The following is a 21,466-nucleotide window of genomic DNA, read 5'->3' as shown; positions in this document are numbered from 1 at the left end:
TCCACAAGGAGCCTTTTCACTAGACTATAGGCCTTTATAAAACCCTTCTTTATTGCGCTTAAAACGCTTGTATTCCCATTGATACTGACTTGGTTCGTCTGCAATACACTCCTCAATCCCCTTATTCATAGCGGTCGCACTGACGCTTGCATCTTCGCTGTAAATATCTTCACTAGCTTTCCTAAAAACCAACCGAAAGTTGTTGTTTGTACGCAGTACGTAGGCAAAAATGACCACCCCACTTGGATTCCTTTGAATAACTGAGTGAATAAGTTTCGGCGTCAATACTTCAATACCATAAAAACGAGCTTTAACACCTGAGCGTTCTGAAGGTTCTTGATCTGGTAAAATCAACGCAGCTTCTTTATTTTCGAAGTGAGTGATTAGTCGTTTAATACCGGCTTGTGTTCCAGCCACCATTTTTACACCACTTGATTCTCGCGCTTCTAGCATGGCTCTTTCTAGGCCAGGCATTTTAGCCATCTTGTAAAGCGCCATTAAATTACATCGTTGGGGAAGCCAAGACGACAGAATCTCCCAGTTCCCAATATGAGGAGTCAAAATGAGTACGCCACGCTTAGCTGATACTGCATCCTCAAATATCTCTATCCCTTCAATGTCCTCTATCATCGCAGCATTACGGGCGAACTTTTGTTCAGTCCCACCCCAGGCAATGCCTGTTTCCGCTATGGTTTGACCCGTTTGCATTAAACTTTCAAAAGCTAACCGCTCACGCTCTTGTGACGTCATCTCGGGAAAACAAATCTGTAGGTTTTTACGCGTTACTTTAAGCGCACGGCTATTGGTCTTGATCAATAGCCATCCGATGAATCGCCCAAACCGTCGCGCTCCAGACAGGCTTAAAAGCCCTAAGCTTCGAATGATAAAGAGTGCAATAAATGATTTAACGTCCATAGCGACCACTGCTGACATATGAAAATGGGAAACTTTGCCCTATTTACGATTTTTTCTCTACTTTCCCTGCGATTTCAACCAGCCTTGCTATGCTTTTTATAGTAAAGAAAGGACTTCTGCCTGTATGACCGCAACAACTCTCGAAGGCATGCTTGCCCCTATGCGTATTTTGGCCATTGATGATTTGGTTGAATCACGCAGTGCCATGAAAAAAATGCTACGCATCCTTGGCGCCAACCATGTCGATATTGCCATGGATGGTGATGAAGCTACCGCATTCATTAATCACAATAGCTATGATTTGGTGATTAGTGATTACAACCTAGGCCGTGGCCGCGATGGGCAGCAGATACTAGAAGAAGCTCGCTTTACCCACAAACTGAAGGCGACCGCTACTTTCGTCATGCTAACGGGTGAAAATGCCATGGATATGGTGATGGGCGCCATCGAATACGAGCCCGACGATTATATAACCAAACCTTTCACTATTGATGTCATGCGTAAACGCTTGAACCGCATTCTTAAAGTAAAACAAGAACTGCACATTATTAATCAAGCGGTAGACACAGATTCCAAAGATGCCGTACTTAAACTGTGTGACGAGCAACTGGTGCAAAAGCCTCGTTTGGCATTAAGAATCAAGCGGATTAAAGGGCGTACTCTGATCAGTATGAATCGCTACCAAGATGCTCTGGATTTGTTTCAAGAAGTGGCAGACGAACGCCCGGTGAACTGGGCCATGTTAGGCATTGCTACCTGTCAATTTCATCTCAATCAATTAGATGAGTCCGAGACAACATTACATAAAACCATTCACGAACATCCCAAATATGTGCAGTGTTTTGACTTGCTTTCTAAAATACATCTGAAACGCAAGCAAACCAAAAAGGCCCAATTTGACTTGATGCAAGCAGCACAAATCTCCCCTAAACAAGTCTTGCGTCAGATGGAGTTAGGACGTCTGGCCTATGCTAATCAAGATCATGAAGTCGCCGAGAAAGCTTTTCGACAAAGCGTCAAACTGGCGCGCTATAGTTGTTATCGTTCAGTGAAAAACTATCTTTTTTACGCTAAAAGCTTGCAACATAAGCTGAGTGAATCCAATGGACGTGACAGCCGCAAAGCCAGTACCGAAATATTCAAAACACTAGACGAAGCAAGAGCACTATACCGCGAAAGCGATGATAGTCATTTTGAGACCTATGTAATCGAAAGCACCACATACAATTTGATGGGCAGAGATGCTGATGCAGCCGCTGCCGCTAACAAAGCAGCTGGGCTCTTAGAGCATATGCCAACACCTACTAGCGGACAGCAAATTTCGATGGCACAAGCCTATTTAGCGACTAAACAGCATGCCAAAGCACAAGACTTACTCGGTGTAGTTGACGCTCGTCGTGACTTATCTTTACATGACCGACGAGAATTAGAACGCACCAAAGAAGGTATTAGCGAACACGTAGTCCGACAATACACCACTGAAATCAATGACAAAGCGATCGAGTATTTTGAACGAGGCCAGCTTAGTCAGGCGATCGATTTACTAAATCAAGCGACAAGTTACAAGGAAGCCGGCATTGCCGTATTACTCAATGCCATGCAAGCTAAAGTAACCTACATGGACCAAAAAGGCGCCACCAAAACCTTGTTAAACGATGTGAAAGACTTGGTAAAACGCATTGGTGATATCCCCCCAAGCGATGAACGCTATAGTCGCTGGCAAAAACTCAACAAGAGCTATCAGCGTCTTAAACGTACCGCACGCTAGCTTCTGGAGCTTTCTATGGCATTTGATGACAGCATTCTCATTAGCGGACAATTACACGATATTAAAAACCAAATACAGGCGCTTCTCAGTGATCAGCACGATCTCAATGAGGCTATTGATCATGCACACCCTGCAAGACCAATCGTAGAGAAACTTAATCTACACGGCCAAGGCCTTAAGCAACGGGTTGTTGAGTTGCTCTCCATTTTAAAACTACAACATTCCGGCTTTAAACCCTGTATGGAGGAACATTGGCTCAGCGATACTCTTGAACCTATCATTAACGACTACACCCAGATACACGACGTCTCGGTGGATCTAGAAATCGATGAAGACTTCAATAGTTTCTACGACGATCAGCTACTTTCGCTTGCGGTTCGCAATGCACTTAGTAATGCCGACCAAGCAGGTGCAACCAACGTAAAAATCTTTGTAGAAGAATATGATGATGGTCATTGGCGGTTATTTTTCATCGACAATGGCCCTGGTTTTAATGACAGCGTTCTAAACCAAACCCAATTCATTCCACAAGGTACCGACCATGGGCTAGGTCTGTATTTAATCCAGCAAGTCATGAAACTCCACAAACGCAAAGATAATATCGGCTTCATCGAGTTAGGTAACCATGAACAAGGCGGAGCCCAGCTATCCTTAGTGTTTCCTTAAAGGCGCCTCTAATGACTATGGCAACGAGGGGCTATGGGCCGTATAATCAGCCCCTTTCAGAAATCAACCCGGTTGCCAAAACGTGTCCGAAAGCAAATACGACGTCAAAACATTTCAGGGGCTGATTGCCACCCTGCAAGATTACTGGTCACAGCAAGGCTGTGTCATTAACCAACCTATCGATTTAGAAGTCGGCGCTGGTACATTCCATACCTCTACCTTCTTACGCGCCATAGGTCCTGAGACTTGGAATGCGGCCTACGTACAACCATGTCGCCGCCCTACGGACGGTCGTTATGGGGAAAACCCTAACCGTCTGCAGCACTATTACCAATTCCAAGTCGTGATGAAGCCATCGCCACTGGATATCCAGCAGAAGTACCTGGATAGCTTAAAGATGATTGGTATCGATAGTGATATTCATGACATTCGCTTTGTGGAAGATAACTGGGAATCCCCTACTTTGGGCGCTTGGGGTCTTGGATGGGAAGTATGGTTAAACGGTATGGAAGTCACTCAGTTCACTTACTTCCAGCAAGTGGGTGGTCTCGAATGCTATCCAGTAACAGGCGAAATAACTTATGGCCTTGAGCGCATTGCCATGTACTTGCAAGGTGTTGATAGCATTTATGATCTCGTTTGGTGTTATGGCCCAGATGGCAGCAAAGTTACCTATGGTGATGTATTCCACCAAAACGAAGTGGAAATGAGTGCCTATAACTTTGAACACGCCGACGTAGACTTCTTGTTCCAAGCGTTTAATCAGCACGAAAAAGATTGCAGCCGTTTGATTGAGTCTGGTCTTGCGCTACCGGCCTACGAACAAGTGTTGAAAGCATCTCACGCATTTAACATGCTTGATGCGCGTCATGCCATTTCTGTTACCGAACGCCAAGGTTATATCTTGCGCGTTCGTACTTTAGCTCGACAAGTAGCCGAAGCATATTTCGCTAGCCGTCGCCAATTGAATTTCCCATTGGCTGCGGACTCCCTTCGCCAAGAAGTATTGGCACAAGTAGAAGCAGAAGAAAAAGCTGCAGCCGACAAAGCAGCGAAAAAAGCCGCAAAGGCTGCTAAAAAGGGAGAAAAATAATGAGTCAGCATGATTTTCTGGTAGAAATCGGAACTGAAGAATTACCACCAACGGCACTAAAATCCCTGCGTGATGCTTTCCAAAAAGGTATTGAAACGTTCCTTCAAGCCAAAGGCTTGAGCTTTGCCAATAGTGAAGCCTTTGCTGCACCACGTCGCCTTGCTGTTCGTCTTACTGGTTTAAGCGCTCAAGGTGAATCCAGTAAAAGTGAAAAGTTTGGACCTTACGTTAATGTCGCCATCGGCGATGATGGTAAGCCAACAAAGGCCGCTGAAGGTTTTGCTCGTTCCAATGGCGTGAACTTTGAAGAACTAGATCGCATTACGGATGAAAAAGGTGAACGTCTTTATTTCGCTACCGAAGTACCAGGTGCGAAAGCTGTAGATGAGTTACCCAATGCGATCCGTGATTCGCTAAACAAATTACCTATACCAAAGCGTATGCGTTGGGGTGCTAGTCGTACTGAATTTGTACGCCCAGTCCACTGGGTGCTAACCCTGCTCGACAACAAGTCCATTGAAGCCGATATTTTGGGAGTGAAAACCAATTACTTCACCCGTGGTCATCGCTTCCATGCTAACAAAGAAATCACAATCACAAGCCCAAGTGCTTATGAAGCCACACTAAAAGAGCAAGGTAAGGTGCTTGCCAATTACGACGAGCGTAAAGAGATGATTCGTCAACAAGTCCTAGCTGAAGCCGAAAAACTAGGTGGCCAAGCCGTCATTGATGAAGACTTATTAGACGAAGTAGCATCTTTAAACGAATGGCCTACTGCGCTATCAGGCAACTTTGACAAAGAGTTTTTGCAGGTTCCTGCAGAAGCCTTGGTTAGCTCCATGAAAGAGCACCAAAAGTATTTCCACGTGCTGGATAAAGATGGCAAATTGATGCCTAACTTCATCACCATCTGCAACATTGAATCAAAAGATCCTCAGCAAGTCATCGAAGGTAACGAGCGTGTTATTCGTCCACGTTTAGCCGATGCCAAGTTCTTTTGGGATACGGATTTAAAAACCCCACTTGATAGTCGCTTTGAAAAGTTGGATAGCGTGCGCTGGGTTCAGCAATTGGGTTCTTTAAAAGATAAGTCAGAACGCCTGATGGTTTTGGCAAGTAAAATTGCTACTGCCATTGGTGGTGATGCAGAGAAAGCAGAACGCGCTGCCAAACTATGTAAAACCGACCTGCTTAGCGAAATGGTTTTAGAGTTTAGCGATCTTCAAGGTTTAGCAGGTCGCTATTACGCTCAGCACGATGGTGAGGATCCAGATGTCTGCGCAGCCATGGAAGAACAATACATGCCTGCATTCGCAGGTGATGCACTACCACAAACACAAACTGGTTTAGCATTGGCATTGGCTGATCGTTTAGATAGCTTGGTTGGTTTGTTCGGTATCGGTCAAATTCCAACAGGTGGTAAAGACCCATTTGCATTGCGTCGCGCGTCTTTAGGTGTATTGCGACTCATTGTTGAGAACAATTTGAAACTGGACCTAAACGAATTAATCGATTGGGCAATGGATAACAACTGGCCGTGCGATCTAGACGCGGACAACAAATCTAAACTGATCGATTACATGCTTGATCGCTTTAGTGCTTGGTACCAAGACGAAAATATTCCTAGTGTTGTTTTCCAAGCTGTTCGCGCAAAAGGTATCACCCAGCCATACGATATTAATCAGCGCGTCATGGCCGTTCATGCATTCTCTCAACTAGAAAGTGCAGAAGCATTAGCGGCTGCCAATAAACGTGTGAGTAATATTCTAAGCAAGAATGACGCGTTTATGGACAACGCTAAAGTGGATAACAACCTACTAAGTGACGCTGCAGAGAAGGCCTTGGCTGAGTCACTAGATAAGCAAATGCAATCAGCGACGCCTCTATTTGAAAAAGGTGAATATGCTCAGTACTTAACTCAGTTAACTGAATTGCGTCAGAGTATTGATACCTTCTTTGATGAAGTGATGGTGATGGCCGATGATGAAGCAGTGAAGCAGAATCGTTTATCGCTATTGAATCAATTGCGTAACTTATTCTTGAATGTAGCGGACATTTCTCTACTTTAGAATTTGAATGCGCAGAGACGTTATTGCCAAAAAGCCGGGTGTGTTGCACCTGGCTTTTTTGTAGCTGAATATTAGAGATCCACCTTAGAGAACACCAATATGAGCAAAGCCATCATCGTACTAGATCGCGACGGAGTCATAAATTACGACAGCGATGACTATGTGAAAAGCGTTGAAGAATGGATCCCTCTGCCGCGCTCTATGGAAGCCATAGGTAAACTCACTAACGCCGGTTACGAAATTGCCATAGCGACTAACCAATCTGGTATTGCTAGAGGTTATTTCGATCTCAACACATTGAACGCCATGCACAAAAAAATGGTGGATCTTGCCAGTGAACATGGCGGCACGATCCAATATATTCATTTTTGTCCCCATGGACCTGATGACCATTGTGACTGTCGCAAACCCAAAGCAGGTCTGATTGATCAAATTGAGCGGAAAGCCAATCAAAGCATTGCCGGCAGCTACATGGTAGGCGACTCACTTCGAGACCTAGAAGCGGGCGTATCTAAAGGTTTAAAACCGGTACTGGTATTAACTGGCAAAGGACAAAGAACATTAGATAAAGGTGTCGACTTAGAGCATCTCCAAGTATTTGATGATCTCATGGCCTTTAGTGAATGGCTTATTTCGTCTAAACACGAAACCACAAGTTAAACCCATGATTGCCTGAGTCAAGCGAACCTCAATCTTTCGGCTTAAACTAAGAGTTTTAAGGTTTCTCAAGATAATGGATATTTCTCTTCGAGCTTTTTTAGGTTTTATGCGCGATCTCATCCGCATACTACCTCTTTATCTACTGATGCCGCTGTTAGCATTCAATAGTTATGTATTAGGCATGACGATTGGCCCCTTCCTTTCGTACCCAAAGCGTTTCAAATTAATTATCGGAACGTTCTGTCATGGCACCATGTGGATTTGCAAACACCTTTTGAAAATTGAAGTAGAGCTACAAGGACATGAAAACTTGCCTAACGATGGCAAGGGCTATGTGATTATGAGCAAGCATCAAAGTCCTTGGGAGACGCTTTATCTACAAACAGTGTTCGACCCGAATACCGTGGTGATTAAGCAAGAGGCGTTTTATATTCCGTTTTTTGGTTGGGGCATCGCCTTGCTGAATCCCATCTTTGTTAATCGCAGCAAAGGCAAGCAGGCCACAGAAGAGCTACTAATAAAAGGTAGTGAACGGCTACAAAAAGGCGAGGACATTTTAATCTTTCCAGAGGGCACACGGGTGCCTGTGGGAGAGCATAAATCCTTCAAGAAAGGCGGAGCATTGCTGGCCTGTGAAGCCGGCGCCAGTATCATCCCTGTAGCACACAATAGTGGCGAGCATTGGATCAACAAACGTTGGTTCAAGCGTCCAGGCACGATTAAAGTCGCCATTGGGCCCGCTATTAGTACAAAAGGTAAGACATGGCAGCAAGTGAATGCCGAAGCAGAAGCTTGGATATTCAGCAAGACAGACGAGCTAAGCCAAATTGATCAAGCAACGGATTTAACGCTAGCAACACCAAACACGGGCATCGATGCGCAAGATTTAATGGCTCATGCGGTACGTACAGGCAAAGAATGGTTGCAGCAGTTTTGGCGCTAAACTAAAGTGAAAAGATATAAAATAAAACCCGCTTTGATTGCTCGAAGCGGGTTTTTTAATTCTTGGAAACTAAACCCAAGAAGAACTTGCAGCTTAGTAATCTAGGTTGTCGACTAGCAGCGCATTGCTTTCGATAAAGTCACGGCGAGGCTCAACTTCATCACCCATAAGCGTGGTAAAGATCTGATCTGCAGCCACTGCATCTTCGATGGTCACTCGAAGCATGCGACGCGCTTCTGGGTCCATTGTAGTTTCCCATAATTGCTCAGGGTTCATCTCTCCCAAACCTTTATAGCGCTGTATACTGTAGCCTTTACGAGCTTCGCCCATTAACCAAGCCAATGCCCCTTCAAAACTATCAGCAGGTTGCTTACGCTCACCTCGCTGTACATAAGCACCGTCATCCAACATGCCATGAATACGCTCACCAAAGGCACTGATTGCTTTATAAACCGGAGAATCGAAGAAGTCATGAGTTAGGATGTAGTCTTTCGGGATACTGTGATTAATCACTTTCACATCCGGCAGATAGATGTGGCGTTCGCTATCTTCTTTAATCTCCAATACCACATGAGTATCGTTACCACGAGGGTTACCAAAGCGTGATTGCAGCTCTTCACACCAAGCTTCTACTTTGCTGCGATCTTTCAAATCGTCCTGCGTCAAAGTAGAAATGTAAATCATGGCTTTTAATACTTCTTGCGGGTAAACGCGAGATAAGCGATCGATATCGTGCATCACTTGACGGAAGTTATTCACAATGTCTTCCAAACGATCTCCGCTAATCGCCGGAGCCTGTGGGTTCACATAAAGGGCTGCACCATCCAAAGCGTTAGACGTCAGGTACTCTTCCAGCGCCATATCATCTTTGATGTACTGCTCGTTTTTACCGCGCTTAATCTTATATAGCGGCGGCTGGGCAATGAAAACATGGCCGCGCTCAATGATTTCCGGCATTTGACGGAAGAAGAACGTCAATAACAAGGTGCGGATGTGAGAACCATCCACGTCCGCATCCGTCATGATAATAATGCTGTGATAACGTAGCTTATCGGGATCAAACTCTTCTCGACCGATACCGCAACCCAATGCAGTAATCAAGGTGCCTACTTCGGCACTCGATAGCATTTTATCGAAGCGTGCTTTTTCTACGTTTAGAATTTTACCTTTTAGCGGCAATATAGCTTGTGTACGACGATCTCGGCCCTGCTTGGCGGAACCGCCGGCCGAGTCACCCTCCACTAGGTAGATTTCCGATTGTGATGGATCTTTCTCTTGGCAGTCGGCCAACTTACCGGGCAGACCAGCCACATCCAACGCGCCTTTACGACGAGTCATCTCCCGGGCTTTTCGTGCCGCTTCACGGGCACGGGCCGCATCCATCATTTTGCTAACGATTTCTTTTGCTTGTTGAGGCTGTTCAAGCAAAAAATCATTGAAGCTACGAGACATTTCTTGCTCTACCGCTGATTTCACTTCAGACGAGACCAATTTATCTTTTGTCTGAGAACTAAATTTAGGGTCTGGGACTTTTACTGAAATAATCGCCGTTAAGCCTTCACGGGCATCATCGCCTGTTGTGCTGACCTTGGCTTTCTTTGCCAGACCTTCACGCTCGATATAGGAGTTCAAAGAGCGTGTTAAAGCACCACGGAAGCCCGCTAAGTGGGTACCGCCATCGCGCTGTGGAATATTATTAGTAAAGCAGTAGATGTTCTCACTAAAGCTGTCATTCCACTGCATCGCCACTTCTACGCCGATGCCGTCTTCGCGGTTATCGCCTTCCAATTGAAAATGGAAAATATCATTAAGAGCTGTTTTATTCGTATTTAAATATTCAACAAAGCTTTTCAAGCCACCTTCAAACTCGAATACCTCTTCACGATCACTACGCTCATCTTTCAAGACGATTCGCACACCAGAGTTCAAGAAGCTCAATTCGCGCAAGCGCTTTGCTAGATGATCATAATTGAAGTGGATATTGGTAAAGGTTTCAGGACTTGGGTGAAAGTGGATTGTCGTACCACTGGTTTCAGTATTCCCTACTTCTGCCAGAGGCGCATCAGGCACGCCCATGGTATAGCTTTGTTCCCATACTTTCCCGGCACGGCGAATGGTCATTTTTAGCTTATTAGACAGCGCGTTTACAACAGAAACACCCACGCCATGCAAACCACCGGATACTTTATAGCTGTTATCATCAAACTTACCGCCAGCGTGCAGTACGGTCATGATCACTTCCGCTGCAGATACACCTTCTTCTGGGTGGATATCAGTAGGAATGCCTCGACCATTATCACTCACACTGATGGATTCATCTGGGTGAATCACAACTCGGATTTCTGAACAATGCCCTGCCAACGCTTCATCTATGGAGTTATCCACCACCTCAAACACCATATGGTGCAGACCAGTTCCGTCATCGGTATCACCGATGTACATGCCTGGACGTTTACGAACAGCATCTAGGCCTTTTAAGACCTTAATACTGGACGAATCATAGTTGTTTTCAGTGCTCATTTAGGCAACTCCTGGCAGAACAGATTATTCTTGATTTATTGTTCCATGTTCCACGTGGAACGTTTTTAGCTGACTGGATGGAGACCAGCACCCTTGGATTTGGGTAGATTCAACAGCGGTAACAAAGACCTGACATTTTAATTCTTCTAGCAGCCTACATAAAGCTTTTCTATGGTTAATATCCAATTCTGCTGCTAAATCATCAACAAGGAAGATACAGGGGGATCCAGAGACTTGTTTGTACAGGTCAGCCTGAGCCAACTTAAGCGCACATACAACCATTTTCTGCTGTCCACGAGATAAAACATCCATTGCAGGGACGTTTTCCGCCTTTATCCGCAAGTCTGCGCGCTGGGGACCAGACTTTGTGTATCCGCTTTCAATGTCGCTTTTCCAGCTGGATTCTAATAATTCGTAATAGTCCTGATCTTTCTTCCAACCTTGATAAAACGACATGGTGACGCCCAAGCCATCGTTTAAGCGAGCCATATAGTGATCAAATAAGGGCTTTAATCTCTCTAAATATGCGATCCTCATGGAGGTTATCTGATTAGCCAAATCTGAAAGACTGCTATGCCATATTTTGCGCTCAGATTCGCTCGCACCTCCGGCACGCAATAACGCATTTCGTGTTTGATGCGCTCGTTTGAACTGTTTCCAGATGCCGAAAAATTGAGGTTCCACGTGGAACACTCCCCAATCAATGTATTCACGACGTAATTGTGGAGACCCTTCAAGCAAACGAAACATAGTAGGGTCCAATAACTGGATAGGCAAAACGCTGGCGAGCTCAGCAGCTGAGTTTAAGCACACACCATTGAGCTTGATGCGTCTCTGCCCTTCTTGATTACGCTCGACCCCCAGCTGTTTGTGGGGTAATTGGCAAAAGCCCGTCATGGTATTCTGACCATGTTGTATCAAGTTCTTCTGCTTATGAGTCCGGAAACTCTTACAGTAAGCGAGATAATAGATAGCCTCTAAGAAGCTGGTTTTGCCACTGCCATTCTCACCATATATTAAATTAACCAAGGGAGATGGCGAGACATTGGTAGGAGACAGGTTTCTCACACCTTGCAACATAAGAAGTTCAATAGCCATAAGTGCTTATGCAAGGTTTCCGATCAAAGAAGAAATAAAGAATCATCATGGATGGACTAAAATACAAAAGGACTGAGTCGTTCCGATTATAAACATAAAGGAAAGACATCAGCCCTCTTAAAACGAGCAATGAATACAAGCGATTAAAGTCGCATTGGCATTACAACGTAAAGTGAGTCACCACCCTCAACCTCTTCCATTACCGCACTGGAATTCGCATCAGCTAGGGTCATTTTCATATCATCGCCATCCAATACGCTTAGTACGTCTTGTAGATAACTCACATTAAAGCCAATTTCCAACATCTCACCCTGGAACTCAACACCAATGCTTTCCTCTGCTTGCTCTTGCTCAGGGTTATTAGCGACTACCTGTAGGTTATCGTTTTCAAGTAGTAGACGCACTCCACGGTACTTTTCATTGGATAAGATAGCTGTACGCTGGAACACTTGGCGTAAAGCCTGGCGATCGGCAATCAGAGTCTTATTGCCATTACGTGGAATGACTCGCTCGTAGTCTGGGAACTTGCCATCGACGAGTTTAGAGGTAAATGTGTAATCGCCCACTTTAGCCCGCACATGATTGTTGCTTAGCGAAAGCTCGACGCTGGATTCAGGATCCATCAGCAACTTGGCAAGCTCTAATACCGCTTTGCGTGGCACGATCACTTGCATGCGATCGGCTATGTCCAATTCCACCGGTACTCCGCAGGTAGCAAGACGGTGACCGTCTGTAGCCACTGCACGTAGCTCATCAGGCTTCACTTCTATCAACATACCGTTCAAGTAGTAGCGAACATCCTGCTGTGCCATAGCAAACGCTGTACGATCAATAATTCGACGTAACTGGGTTTGCGGTACCATCACTTGTGCCTGCGCTTCAATATCGTCAATATTGGGAAATTCATTGGCAGGTAGGCTGGACAATACAAACTTACTGCGCCCCGTCTGAAGCTGTACTTTATGATCATCTTGACTGATCTCAATGGTGCTTTGATCAGGCAAAGACTTACAAATATCCATCAATTTCTTCGCCGGTACGGTAATAGCACCATCTACACCTGGCTCTAATAATGTTGCGGAACCAATCAGCTCAAGCTCAAGGTCTGTACCTGTCAAAGACAATTGATCGCCTTTAACCTCTAATAGCACATTCGACAGGACAGGAAGAGTTTGACGACGCTCGACAACGCCGGCAACCAATTGTAGTGGCTTAAGTAGGGCTTCCCTAGTAATCGTTAGTTTCATGCCTTATCCGCTCTTAACTGGTCAATGACCGCAATAGGTTTTTATAATCTTCACCAATATCGGCGCTGTTTTCCCGTAATTCTTTGATTTTACGGCAACCATGCAAGACCGTGGTATGGTCTCGCCCGCCAAACGCATCGCCTATTTCAGGCAAACTGTGATTGGTTAATTCTTTACTTAGCGCCATGGCCACTTGTCGTGGTCTCGCTACTGAGCGCGAGCGACGCTTGGATAATAAATCCGATACTTTTATTTTGTAGTATTCCGCAACGATGCGTTGGATATTATCAATACTGACCTGCTTATCCTGCAAAGCCAACAAATCTTTTAAACTTTCTTTAATAAAAGGAAGTGTAATTTTAGATCCGGTAAATGCTGAGTTTGCAATCACGCGCTTCAGCGCCCCTTCCAACTCCCTTACGTTACTACGAATTTTCTGAGCAACAAAGAAAGCCGCTTCATGAGGCAGATCGATACCCTCTTGTTCAGCCTTTTTCATTAGAATGGCAACACGGGTTTCTAATTCCGGAGGCTCAACCGCAACCGTTAAACCCCAACCAAAACGACTTTTCAGTCGGTCCTCGAGACCATCTATCTCTTTCGGGTAGCGATCACAGGTCAATATCATTTGTTGACCACCCTCTAATAAGGCATTAAAGGTATGGAAAAATTCTTCTTGGCTACGTTCTTTACGAGCAAAGAACTGGATATCATCGATTAATAATGCATCCACACTGCGGTAATAACGCTTAAATTCGTTAATCGCGTTTAATTGCAACGCCTTAACCATATCTGCAACAAAGCGCTCACTATGCAAATATACAACTTTGGCATTCGGATTCTGCGCTTGAATGTGGTTACCCACAGCATGCATTAAGTGGGTCTTACCTAAACCAACACCACCATATATAAAGAGCGGGTTATAAGACCCGCCCGCATTTTGCGATACTTGCTGCGCCGCCGCATGAGCCAACTGGTTAGACTTACCTTCAACAAAAGTATCAAACGTAAAGCGTTTATTAAGACTGCTTTGATGTTGAATACTGCCTTCCACCTGAACTTTTCGCTCGGTTTCTTTTTTCACCACCTTGGAACTAGAGGCCACAGCGATGTCAGTATCGCTACTCCTTTTAATAGCAGAAGGAGTGGCTTTTACAGAGGAGGAGGCGGCTTTAACTGACTCATCAGGCTTGACCGGTTGCGCAGACGGCGCCACAAAACTCGGTTGACTGCCCTTCGCATGTATATCTAATTGAAATGGTAAAACCTGACCACCATTGAGCTCTTCTAACAAAGATTGGATACGATTTAAAAATTTATCTTTGACCCAATCTTTAACAAAACGGTTAGGCGCAGTGATGACTAAACCACTATCTGTTTCATCTACGGTTAGCGGTCGAATCCATGTATTGAATTGCTGTGGTGGCAGCTCATCTTGCAAGCAGCGAACACATTCTTCCCACAATGCCAGCACGGCAGGTAACTCCATTCTTAAACGGTTAAATATTGTAACAACATATATTGAGTTATCCACAGATAACTTGGTGACTAAGCTGTGGATTTTCTTTGTGTATAAGCGGGACGCTTTTGTGAATAAATCAAGAATCTAACGGGCATGTGCATAACCCAAGATTCTGTCCTCAAGTTATACGGTGCTTTTTAGCAGCTTCTACCGTCTTTATTCATAAGTTGTCATTTCTGTATAGCATTGATTTTAAAGGGTTTGCGTCAGTTATCAACAGAAAAAGTGCTACTAAGTATTAATAACTAATCATAAACATACATATTCATACATAAAACATTATTTATATATTTCTTAAGAATGTTTTCATAAAAAAGCGCTTCGAATTAAATAACAATAAATTCGCTTTTCTGATTGAATATATTGGCTGTTTTCAATACAATCCGCTGCCTTATTTTTTATTGAACTCAATAGTGAGAGCCGGTTTATGAAACGTACTTTCCAACCTAGCGTATTAAAGCGCAAACGCACCCACGGTTTCCGTGCTCGTATGGCAACTAAAAACGGACGTCAGGTTCTAAATCGTCGTCGTGCGAAAGGTCGTAAGCAACTTTCTGCTTAACTTATGACCAACACGGTATTCCCACGCCAAGTAAGGCTTCTGACGGCTGGGGACTATCGTCGGGTATTCGATGGCGCTGACGCCAAGGCCCAAACTAAGCAAATCCTAATCCTTGCTCGACGTAATGATTTAGGATTTGCTCGACTCGGGCTTATCGTTGCGAAAAAGCATGCCAAGCGTGCAGTGGATCGCAACCAAATCAAACGCATTGTGCGTGAGAGTTTTCGACATCACCAAACTGAACTCGAAAACTTTGATTGTGTTGTGCTATCCCGGGCAGGGGCAAAAGATCTTGATAAAGATCAGCTACGACACATGGTAGATCAGCTGTGGACGCGGTTAAGGACATCTCATGGTCACCGTCCCAGATCCAAAAAAAGTCGATAAAAAACCGTCTTTTGCGGTGAATGTTCTATCGCTACCAATACGTTTTTATCGTATTGCAATCTCCCCTATGCTACCTAATCGTTGCCGACACATCCCAACTTGTTCAGAATACGCCCTCGAAGCTTTGCAAAAACATGGTCCAATAACCGGTCTGTGGCTGAGTATTAAACGAATTGGACGTTGTCATCCTTGGGGCACCCATGGATACGACCCTGTTCCTGACAATCACGATATTAAGAAGAGCTAAATTCACAATGGATGCAAGAAGAGCAATCATTCTGATCGGCATAGCGGTAATTTCATACATGCTGGTGCTACAGTGGAATGAGGATTATGGTAAACGTCCTACTCAAGTCGCCGAACCTATTACGAGATTGACGTCTCCAGTACAAGAAGTCGATATCCCTACCGATACCAGTGATGCGGATTCAGATGCGCCTGTTGTGCAAGACAACATGGATGCACCGCAAACACAAACTCAAGCCACCACAGAGTGGATTAAAGTGGAAACCGACGTTTTAGATATCCGTATTGATCCTGTTGGTGGTGACATCGTTTACGCGGCGTTAAAACAATATCCATTGTCAGTAGATCAGCAAGATGTACCGTTTGTTTTACTTGAGCAAAGCAATATCCGCACTTACATCGCACAGAGCGGTCTTGTGGGCAAAAATGGCATAGATAAGAAAGGCCGCGCTCAATACAGCGTCGAGAAAACCGAGTACAACTTAGCTGATGGTCAGGATCAGATTCAAGTCGTGTTAGCGACCACACAAAATAACGTGAAAATCGAAAAAGTATTCACCATAAACCGTGGCGAATACTTAATCGATGTAGGTTTCCGCATCGACAACCAAAGCCAAGAACCTTGGCAAGCAAACTTTTATGCTCAGTTTAAGCGCGATCGCAGTGTTGATCCGTCAAGTATGGAATCTATGGGCATGGCGTCGTTTTTGGGTGCTGCGGTAACGCGTCCTTCTGAGCGCTATTTCAAAATGGATTTTGACGATATAGAAGAAGATCCATTTAAAGAAAAAATCGAAGGTGGGTGGATCGCGTTTTTACAGCACTATTTCCTTGGTGCTTGGGTACCGTCTAAAGATGAAGCCCATGTTTATAATACCCGTAAAGCGTCTGGTCATTACTTAGTTGGTTATTATGATAGTGCTCTTCAAGTTGAGCCAGGCACCCAAGGCGGTACTTCGACTCAATTATATTTGGGGCCTAAAGACCAAGATCGTTTAGCTGAAATTGCTGAGCATTTAGATCTGACCATCGACTATGGTTGGCTATGGTGGGTTGCGCAACCGTTATTCTGGTTGCTACAGCTAATGCATGACATTGCCGGTAACTGGGGTTGGGCCATTATCATGCTAACCATCCTAGTAAAGTTAGCGTTTTTCCCGCTTTCAGCAGCGAGCTATCGTTCTATGGCAAATATGCGTCGCGTAGCTCCCAAGCTAACTGCCATTAAAGAACAATACGCTGACAACCGTGAGCAGCTCAGTAAAGAAATGATGAATCTCTATAAGAAAGAGAAGATCAATCCACTGGGTGGTTGTTTACCAATCTTAGTGCAAATGCCAGTCTTCATTGCCTTGTATTGGGTATTAATGGAATCCGTGGAGCTGCGTCAGGCACCGTTCATGTTGTGGATTGAAGACTTGTCTTTGAAAGATCCATATTTCATTCTGCCGTTAATCATGGGCGCATCCATGTTTGTACAGATGCAATTGAACCCAACACCGCCAGATCCAATGCAAGCAAAAGTCATGAAGCTAATGCCTGTTGTATTCACGGTGTTCTTCTTGTTCTTCCCTGCCGGTCTTGTACTTTATTGGGTAGTGAACAACCTATTGTCTATCGCACAGCAATACTACATTACTCGTAAGATCGAAGCGGAAGCGGCGAATAAGTCGTAACCTCCATTCGATGAGAATAACGGGAGAATTAAGCGCTCATGTATAATGGCGTTTGATCTCCCGTTTTTTTATTGGCCTGTTTAATTTTTGTCGAGGCAAAGCATGCAATTAAATACCGATACCATCGCTGCCATTGCAACGCCACCTGGACGAGGTGGTGTGGGAATTGTTCGTGTATCGGGCAAAAAAGCCAAAGCCATCGCTCAGCAGATTTTAGGGTTTGAACCCAAAGTGCGCTTTGCACACTACTGCCCGTTCAAAGATGAAAATGATGAAGTATTGGATGAAGGCTTAGCCTTATTTTTCGAAGGTCCAAATTCTTTTACGGGTGAAGACGTTTTAGAGCTACAAGGCCATGGCGGCCCTGTGATTTTAGATTTCTTATTGCAGCGTGTTTTAGCCTTGGGCGCTCGTGCCGCTCGACCAGGTGAGTTTTCTGAGCGCGCCTTTTTAAACGATAAAATGGATTTAACCCAAGCGGAAGCCATTGCCGATTTGATTGATTCCGCTTCAGAGCAAGCGGCGCGCTGCGCTGTACGATCCTTGCAAGGTGCTTTCAGTCAAAGAGTCAAAGAACTTGTCGATGCGCTCATCAATTTACGCATCTACGTAGAAGCGGCCATTGATTTCCCCGAAGAAGAAATCGATTTCTTAAGTGATGGCAAAGTCGAAGCGGATTTACATCAAGTCATGGATGCACTCAAGCAGGTACAGCAAGAGGCCAATCAAGGTTCCATTTTGCGTGAGGGCATGACTGTGGTGATTGCGGGTCGCCCCAATGCGGGTAAATCCAGCTTATTAAATGCTTTGGCTGGACGTGATACCGCCATTGTTACCCACATTGCAGGAACCACTCGTGATGTATTGCGAGAACATATCCACATTGATGGCATGCCGCTGCATATTATCGATACTGCAGGTCTGCGTGATGCCCCTGACGAAGTGGAACGCATTGGTATCGAACGCGCTTGGCAAGAAATAGAGCAAGCGGATCGTGTGTTATTAATGGTCGATAGCACCGAAACCGATGCAACCGACCCTAAATCCATATGGCCCGAATTTGTGGATAAATTACCGCATCCTGAACGCATCACTGTGATTCGCAACAAGGTCGACCTGACTAATGAAAAAGCGGGCATGGATGAAGCGACTCAGAACTCCCCTATCGTTCGCTTAGCGGCTAAGCAAGGTGATGGCGTAACAGAACTGCGCGAACACCTGAAAACCATCATGGGTTATAGCGCCACCAGTGAAGGCGGATTCATTGCCCGTCGTCGCCACATTGAAGCGTTGAATCAAGCAGATACGTTCTTGCAAAGCGGGCGAGATCAATTATTAGGAGCCGCAGCCGGAGAGCTTTTAGCGGAAGATTTGCGGATGGCGCAAAATGCATTGAATGAAATCACTGGTGAGTTCAGCAGTGATGATCTTCTGGGCAAAATCTTTGGTAGTTTCTGTATTGGTAAGTAATACAGAAAAATGTGGATAACTTGCTTATAACTTCTGACTAAGTTGTGGCTAATGCGCTACAGCCTAGTCAGAATAGGTCTATTAGCGGGGTTATAAGCTATATCGCCCTGTGGGTATCTTTTCTCCACTGATTGCATTGGGCGCTCTTTCAGGTACCTGAATGCGTCCGTTAATGGTGGTGTAATCAATGCCAATGATGCGGTTCAGAATACCTAAAAAGCTGGTGGTATCGTCCGGTGTACTGATGAAGCTATCGATCGTCGCATTTTCTGGTACCAACGCCATGGCCCTTTCTTGACTATCCCCGCCGGGAATCTGCAAAAATAGAAAATTGAAGTTTTCCGCATGAGCCATATAAGTCTGGTCTGTGGTGCGTAAACCCGAGCACGCACTTGTAAGTAATATGGCGGCAATAATGAGCGATAAGTTCAGTGATTTCATGTTATCCACACAGTCGAAACGGTTGTTGATTCAAGCCTTAAGCATACCTAATTTTACTGGGGCTTCTCTATTGATTATTTATCATTTTCGCTAGCGCATTTTTAGTCAGATCTATATAATGCCCGCCCTGATCGAATTTTGAACAGTATTTGAGCAGCCCCTAGTATTTGTGGGGCTTTGAAGCCGATGTTGAAGACTAAAAAACACACTGCTCTGTTTACTGTGTATAACTAAACGAGGTTGTTAAGTGGATTACGCAAAGCGCTATGACGTCATTGTTGTGGGTGGTGGACATGCTGGTACAGAGGCATGTTTGGCGGCCGCGCGTATGGGATGTAAAACCTTGCTTCTCACCCACTCCATCGAAACCGTTGGTGTCATGTCGTGTAACCCAGCCATTGGTGGTATTGGCAAATCTCATTTAGTGAAAGAGATTGATGCGTTTGATGGTGCCATGGCGCGCGCTACCGATCGCGGTGGTATCCAATTCCGCACGCTAAATAGCCGTAAAGGACCTGCCGTGCGTGCGACACGAGCACAAGCAGATCGAGCCTTATACAAAGCTGCTATTCGCGAAATTGTGGAAAACCAACCTAACTTAGAGTTTTTCCAGCAGGCCTGTGACGATCTGATCGTTGAAGGCGATACGGTTAAAGGTGTGGTGACGCAAGCGGGTATTAAGATTTATGCCGATAGCGTCGTGTTAACCACAGGTACTTTCTTAGGCGGAGTTATCCACATTGGTATGGATAACTATCAAGGTGGTCGCGCTGGCGATCCCCCTTCCAACAATCTTGCTAAACGTTTACGCGAGTTGCCATTTAATGTGGGTCGTTTAAAAACCGGTACCCCAGCTCGCATTGACGCGCGCTCTGTGGACTTTTCTGTGATGCAGCGCCAGCCTGGTGATGACGTTACACCTATTATGTCGTTTATGGGGAATCGTGAAGAACATCCACAGCAAATCGATTGTTTTATTACCCATACCAATGAGCAAACCCATGACATTATTCGTGCGGGTTTAGATCGCAGCCCTATGTACAGCGGTGTGATCGAAGGTATTGGTCCGCGCTATTGTCCTTCCATTGAAGACAAAGTCATGCGCTTCGCTGATAAAAACAGCCACCAAATTTTTGTTGAGCCGGAAGGTTTATCGACCCACGAACTCTATCCAAATGGCATCAGCACTAGCTTGCCGTTTGATGTGCAAGTGGAAATGATCCACAGCATGAAGGGGTTTGAAAACGCCCACATTACGCGCCCTGGTTACGCAATCGAGTATGATTTCTTTAATCCACAGGATTTAAAGCACTCTTTGGAAACCAAGTTTATGCAAGGTCTATTCTTCGCGGGCCAAATTAACGGTACCACGGGTTATGAAGAAGCCGGTGCTCAAGGTTTATTGGCTGGTACCAATGCGGCGCTGCGTAGTATGGAAAAAGATGCTTGGTACCCCCGTCGAGATGAAGCTTATATCGGTGTACTTGTGGATGATTTGATCACCATGGGTACCAATGAGCCGTATCGTATGTTCACTAGTCGTGCCGAGTATCGTTTGATTTTGCGTGAAGACAATGCGGATTTACGTCTGACAGAAAAAGGTCGCGAATTGGGTTTAGTTGGTGATGAGCGCTGGGCAGCGTTTTGTGAAAAGAAAGAAGCCATTGAACAAGAAGAGCAGCGACTAAAAAGCACTTGGATTTTACCCAATACCGAAGAAGGCGATGTGGTAAATGGTTTCAGTAAAACCCCAATCACTCGTGAATACAGTTTAATGGATTTACTTAAGCGTCCGGAGATCACTTACTCAGATATCGCTAACCTGAAGGGTGAACCTGTTGCGGACCCGCAAGTGAGCGAGCAAGTGCAAATCATGGCCAAATACGAAGGCTATATTAATCGTCAATTGGAAGAAATTGAGCAAATGCGTCGCTACGAAGATACACTGCTACCGGCGGATTTAGATTTTTCCAAGGTTGGTGGGCTGAGCAACGAAATTGTACAGAAGCTCAGTGAAATACAACCAGAAACACTGGGCACGGCCAGCCGGATTCAAGGTGTTACCCCTGCGGCGATTAGTCAGTTGCTGATCTATCTCAAGAAGCACCATAGCGTGCAAAAGAGAAGCGCTTAATTAACCCTTTCTAACGCGTCTATTTTATTCACAGAATTCACAGTATTTT

Annotated in this window: 18 protein-coding genes; 12 read left to right on the top strand and 6 right to left on the bottom strand. The window is 45.0% G+C overall.

Features of this window, described 5'->3' with window-relative positions; all coding sequences use genetic code 11:
- Window positions 1-24: 24 nt before the first annotated feature.
- The gene (locus tag HF888_RS00350) at window positions 25-915 is read right to left on the bottom strand and encodes a lysophospholipid acyltransferase family protein (protein ID WP_165837048.1); all 891 of its coding nucleotides are present in this window, start codon (window positions 913-915) and stop codon (window positions 25-27) included.
- A gap of 124 nt (window positions 916-1,039) precedes the next feature.
- On the opposite strand from HF888_RS00350, the gene HF888_RS00345 reads away from it, so the two are divergent.
- From HF888_RS00345 to HF888_RS00320, 6 genes are all read left to right on the top strand, one after another.
- Window positions 1,040-2,683, top strand: a complete 1,644-nt coding sequence (locus tag HF888_RS00345; RefSeq protein WP_007019266.1) for a response regulator — start codon at window positions 1,040-1,042, stop codon at window positions 2,681-2,683.
- 15 nt (window positions 2,684-2,698) lie between these two features.
- Entirely contained in the window at window positions 2,699-3,349 is a 651-nt protein-coding gene (locus tag HF888_RS00340) for a sensor histidine kinase (RefSeq protein WP_007019265.1), read from the top strand.
- 82 nt (window positions 3,350-3,431) lie between these two features.
- On the top strand, window positions 3,432-4,442 hold the full coding sequence (glyQ, locus tag HF888_RS00335; protein WP_007019264.1) for a glycine--tRNA ligase subunit alpha: 1,011 nt from the start codon (window positions 3,432-3,434) through the stop codon (window positions 4,440-4,442).
- Entirely contained in the window at window positions 4,442-6,511 is a 2,070-nt protein-coding gene (gene glyS / locus HF888_RS00330; RefSeq protein WP_007019263.1) for a glycine--tRNA ligase subunit beta, read from the top strand. Before glyQ ends, glyS begins: the two co-directional genes overlap by 1 nt.
- Window positions 6,512-6,610: 99 nt before the next feature.
- The gene (gene gmhB / locus HF888_RS00325; RefSeq protein WP_168367022.1) at window positions 6,611-7,171 is read left to right on the top strand and encodes a D-glycero-beta-D-manno-heptose 1,7-bisphosphate 7-phosphatase; all 561 of its coding nucleotides are present in this window, start codon (window positions 6,611-6,613) and stop codon (window positions 7,169-7,171) included.
- 73 nt (window positions 7,172-7,244) lie between these two features.
- Window positions 7,245-8,114 carry a lysophospholipid acyltransferase family protein gene (locus tag HF888_RS00320; RefSeq protein WP_007019275.1) on the top strand — a complete coding sequence of 290 codons (870 nt, stop codon included), beginning with the start codon at window positions 7,245-7,247 and terminating at the stop codon, window positions 8,112-8,114.
- Window positions 8,115-8,207: 93 nt separating this feature from the next.
- Here the strand turns inward: HF888_RS00320 and gyrB are convergent, their stop codons facing one another.
- The 4 genes from gyrB to dnaA form a co-directional block, all read right to left on the bottom strand.
- Window positions 8,208-10,634, bottom strand: a complete 2,427-nt coding sequence (gene gyrB / locus HF888_RS00315; RefSeq protein WP_007019274.1) for a DNA topoisomerase (ATP-hydrolyzing) subunit B — start codon at window positions 10,632-10,634, stop codon at window positions 8,208-8,210.
- A gap of 24 nt (window positions 10,635-10,658) precedes the next feature.
- Window positions 10,659-11,732: a DNA replication/repair protein RecF gene (gene recF / locus HF888_RS00310; RefSeq protein WP_007019273.1), complete on the bottom strand. Its 1,074-nt coding sequence runs from the start codon at window positions 11,730-11,732 to the stop codon at window positions 10,659-10,661.
- Window positions 11,733-11,875: 143 nt separating this feature from the next.
- Complete coding sequence (dnaN, locus tag HF888_RS00305; protein ID WP_007019272.1) at window positions 11,876-12,979, bottom strand: DNA polymerase III subunit beta; 1,104 nt, start codon at window positions 12,977-12,979, stop codon at window positions 11,876-11,878.
- A 13-nt stretch (window positions 12,980-12,992) separates the two neighbouring features.
- The gene (dnaA, locus tag HF888_RS00300) at window positions 12,993-14,468 is read right to left on the bottom strand and encodes a chromosomal replication initiator protein DnaA (RefSeq protein WP_168367083.1); all 1,476 of its coding nucleotides are present in this window, start codon (window positions 14,466-14,468) and stop codon (window positions 12,993-12,995) included.
- Window positions 14,469-14,928: 460 nt separating this feature from the next.
- On the opposite strand from dnaA, the gene rpmH reads away from it, so the two are divergent.
- The 5 genes from rpmH to mnmE all read left to right on the top strand — a co-directional run bounded on the left by rpmH (window position 14,929) and on the right by mnmE (window position 18,842).
- Window positions 14,929-15,063: a 50S ribosomal protein L34 gene (rpmH, locus tag HF888_RS00295; protein ID WP_007019260.1), complete on the top strand. Its 135-nt coding sequence runs from the start codon at window positions 14,929-14,931 to the stop codon at window positions 15,061-15,063.
- A gap of 3 nt (window positions 15,064-15,066) precedes the next feature.
- The gene (rnpA, locus tag HF888_RS00290; protein WP_007019259.1) at window positions 15,067-15,450 is read left to right on the top strand and encodes a ribonuclease P protein component; all 384 of its coding nucleotides are present in this window, start codon (window positions 15,067-15,069) and stop codon (window positions 15,448-15,450) included.
- Window positions 15,416-15,697 (top strand): membrane protein insertion efficiency factor YidD, encoded by a 282-nt coding sequence (yidD, locus tag HF888_RS16760; RefSeq protein ID WP_083771953.1) that lies wholly within the window; start codon window positions 15,416-15,418, stop codon window positions 15,695-15,697. The genes rnpA and yidD overlap by 35 nt, the downstream gene beginning before the upstream one ends.
- Window positions 15,651-17,372: a membrane protein insertase YidC gene (gene yidC / locus HF888_RS00280; protein WP_342354111.1), complete on the top strand. Its 1,722-nt coding sequence runs from the start codon at window positions 15,651-15,653 to the stop codon at window positions 17,370-17,372. The genes yidD and yidC overlap by 47 nt, the downstream gene beginning before the upstream one ends.
- A gap of 102 nt (window positions 17,373-17,474) precedes the next feature.
- Window positions 17,475-18,842 (top strand): tRNA uridine-5-carboxymethylaminomethyl(34) synthesis GTPase MnmE, encoded by a 1,368-nt coding sequence (gene mnmE / locus HF888_RS00275; RefSeq protein ID WP_007019256.1) that lies wholly within the window; start codon window positions 17,475-17,477, stop codon window positions 18,840-18,842.
- Between the two features lie 90 nt (window positions 18,843-18,932).
- Here the strand turns inward: mnmE and HF888_RS00270 are convergent, their stop codons facing one another.
- On the bottom strand, window positions 18,933-19,283 hold the full coding sequence (locus HF888_RS00270) for a hypothetical protein (RefSeq protein WP_007019255.1): 351 nt from the start codon (window positions 19,281-19,283) through the stop codon (window positions 18,933-18,935).
- Window positions 19,284-19,530: 247 nt separating this feature from the next.
- Between HF888_RS00270 and mnmG the strand changes: the two genes are divergently transcribed.
- Window positions 19,531-21,417 (top strand): tRNA uridine-5-carboxymethylaminomethyl(34) synthesis enzyme MnmG, encoded by a 1,887-nt coding sequence (gene mnmG / locus HF888_RS00265; protein ID WP_007019254.1) that lies wholly within the window; start codon window positions 19,531-19,533, stop codon window positions 21,415-21,417.
- Window positions 21,418-21,466: the final 49 nt, after the last annotated feature.

It is taken from the genome of Bermanella marisrubri (genome assembly GCF_012295615.1).
In the GTDB taxonomy this organism is placed as follows: Bacteria; Pseudomonadota; Gammaproteobacteria; order Pseudomonadales; family Oceanobacteraceae; genus Bermanella; species Bermanella marisrubri.
The sequence above is the reverse complement of the archived record's forward strand: the minus strand, read 5'-3'. Positions and strand labels throughout refer to the sequence as shown.

Coding starts and splice junctions, on each gene's coding strand:
- HF888_RS00350 (WP_165837048.1), bottom strand. CDS start 915: ATGGACGTTAAATCATTTATTGCACTCTTTATCATTCGAAGCTTAGGG.
- HF888_RS00345 (WP_007019266.1), top strand. CDS start 1,040: ATGACCGCAACAACTCTCGAAGGCATGCTTGCCCCTATGCGTATTTTG.
- HF888_RS00340 (WP_007019265.1), top strand. CDS start 2,699: ATGGCATTTGATGACAGCATTCTCATTAGCGGACAATTACACGATATT.
- glyS (WP_007019263.1), top strand. CDS start 4,442: ATGAGTCAGCATGATTTTCTGGTAGAAATCGGAACTGAAGAATTACCA.
- gmhB (WP_168367022.1), top strand. CDS start 6,611: ATGAGCAAAGCCATCATCGTACTAGATCGCGACGGAGTCATAAATTAC.
- HF888_RS00320 (WP_007019275.1), top strand. CDS start 7,245: ATGGATATTTCTCTTCGAGCTTTTTTAGGTTTTATGCGCGATCTCATC.
- gyrB (WP_007019274.1), bottom strand. CDS start 10,634: ATGAGCACTGAAAACAACTATGATTCGTCCAGTATTAAGGTCTTAAAA.
- recF (WP_007019273.1), bottom strand. CDS start 11,732: ATGGCTATTGAACTTCTTATGTTGCAAGGTGTGAGAAACCTGTCTCCT.
- dnaN (WP_007019272.1), bottom strand. CDS start 12,979: ATGAAACTAACGATTACTAGGGAAGCCCTACTTAAGCCACTACAATTG.
- dnaA (WP_168367083.1), bottom strand. CDS start 14,468: ATGGAGTTACCTGCCGTGCTGGCATTGTGGGAAGAATGTGTTCGCTGC.
- rpmH (WP_007019260.1), top strand. CDS start 14,929: ATGAAACGTACTTTCCAACCTAGCGTATTAAAGCGCAAACGCACCCAC.
- rnpA (WP_007019259.1), top strand. CDS start 15,067: ATGACCAACACGGTATTCCCACGCCAAGTAAGGCTTCTGACGGCTGGG.
- yidD (WP_083771953.1), top strand. CDS start 15,416: ATGGTCACCGTCCCAGATCCAAAAAAAGTCGATAAAAAACCGTCTTTT.
- yidC (WP_342354111.1), top strand. CDS start 15,651: ATGGATACGACCCTGTTCCTGACAATCACGATATTAAGAAGAGCTAAA.
- mnmE (WP_007019256.1), top strand. CDS start 17,475: ATGCAATTAAATACCGATACCATCGCTGCCATTGCAACGCCACCTGGA.
- HF888_RS00270 (WP_007019255.1), bottom strand. CDS start 19,283: ATGAAATCACTGAACTTATCGCTCATTATTGCCGCCATATTACTTACA.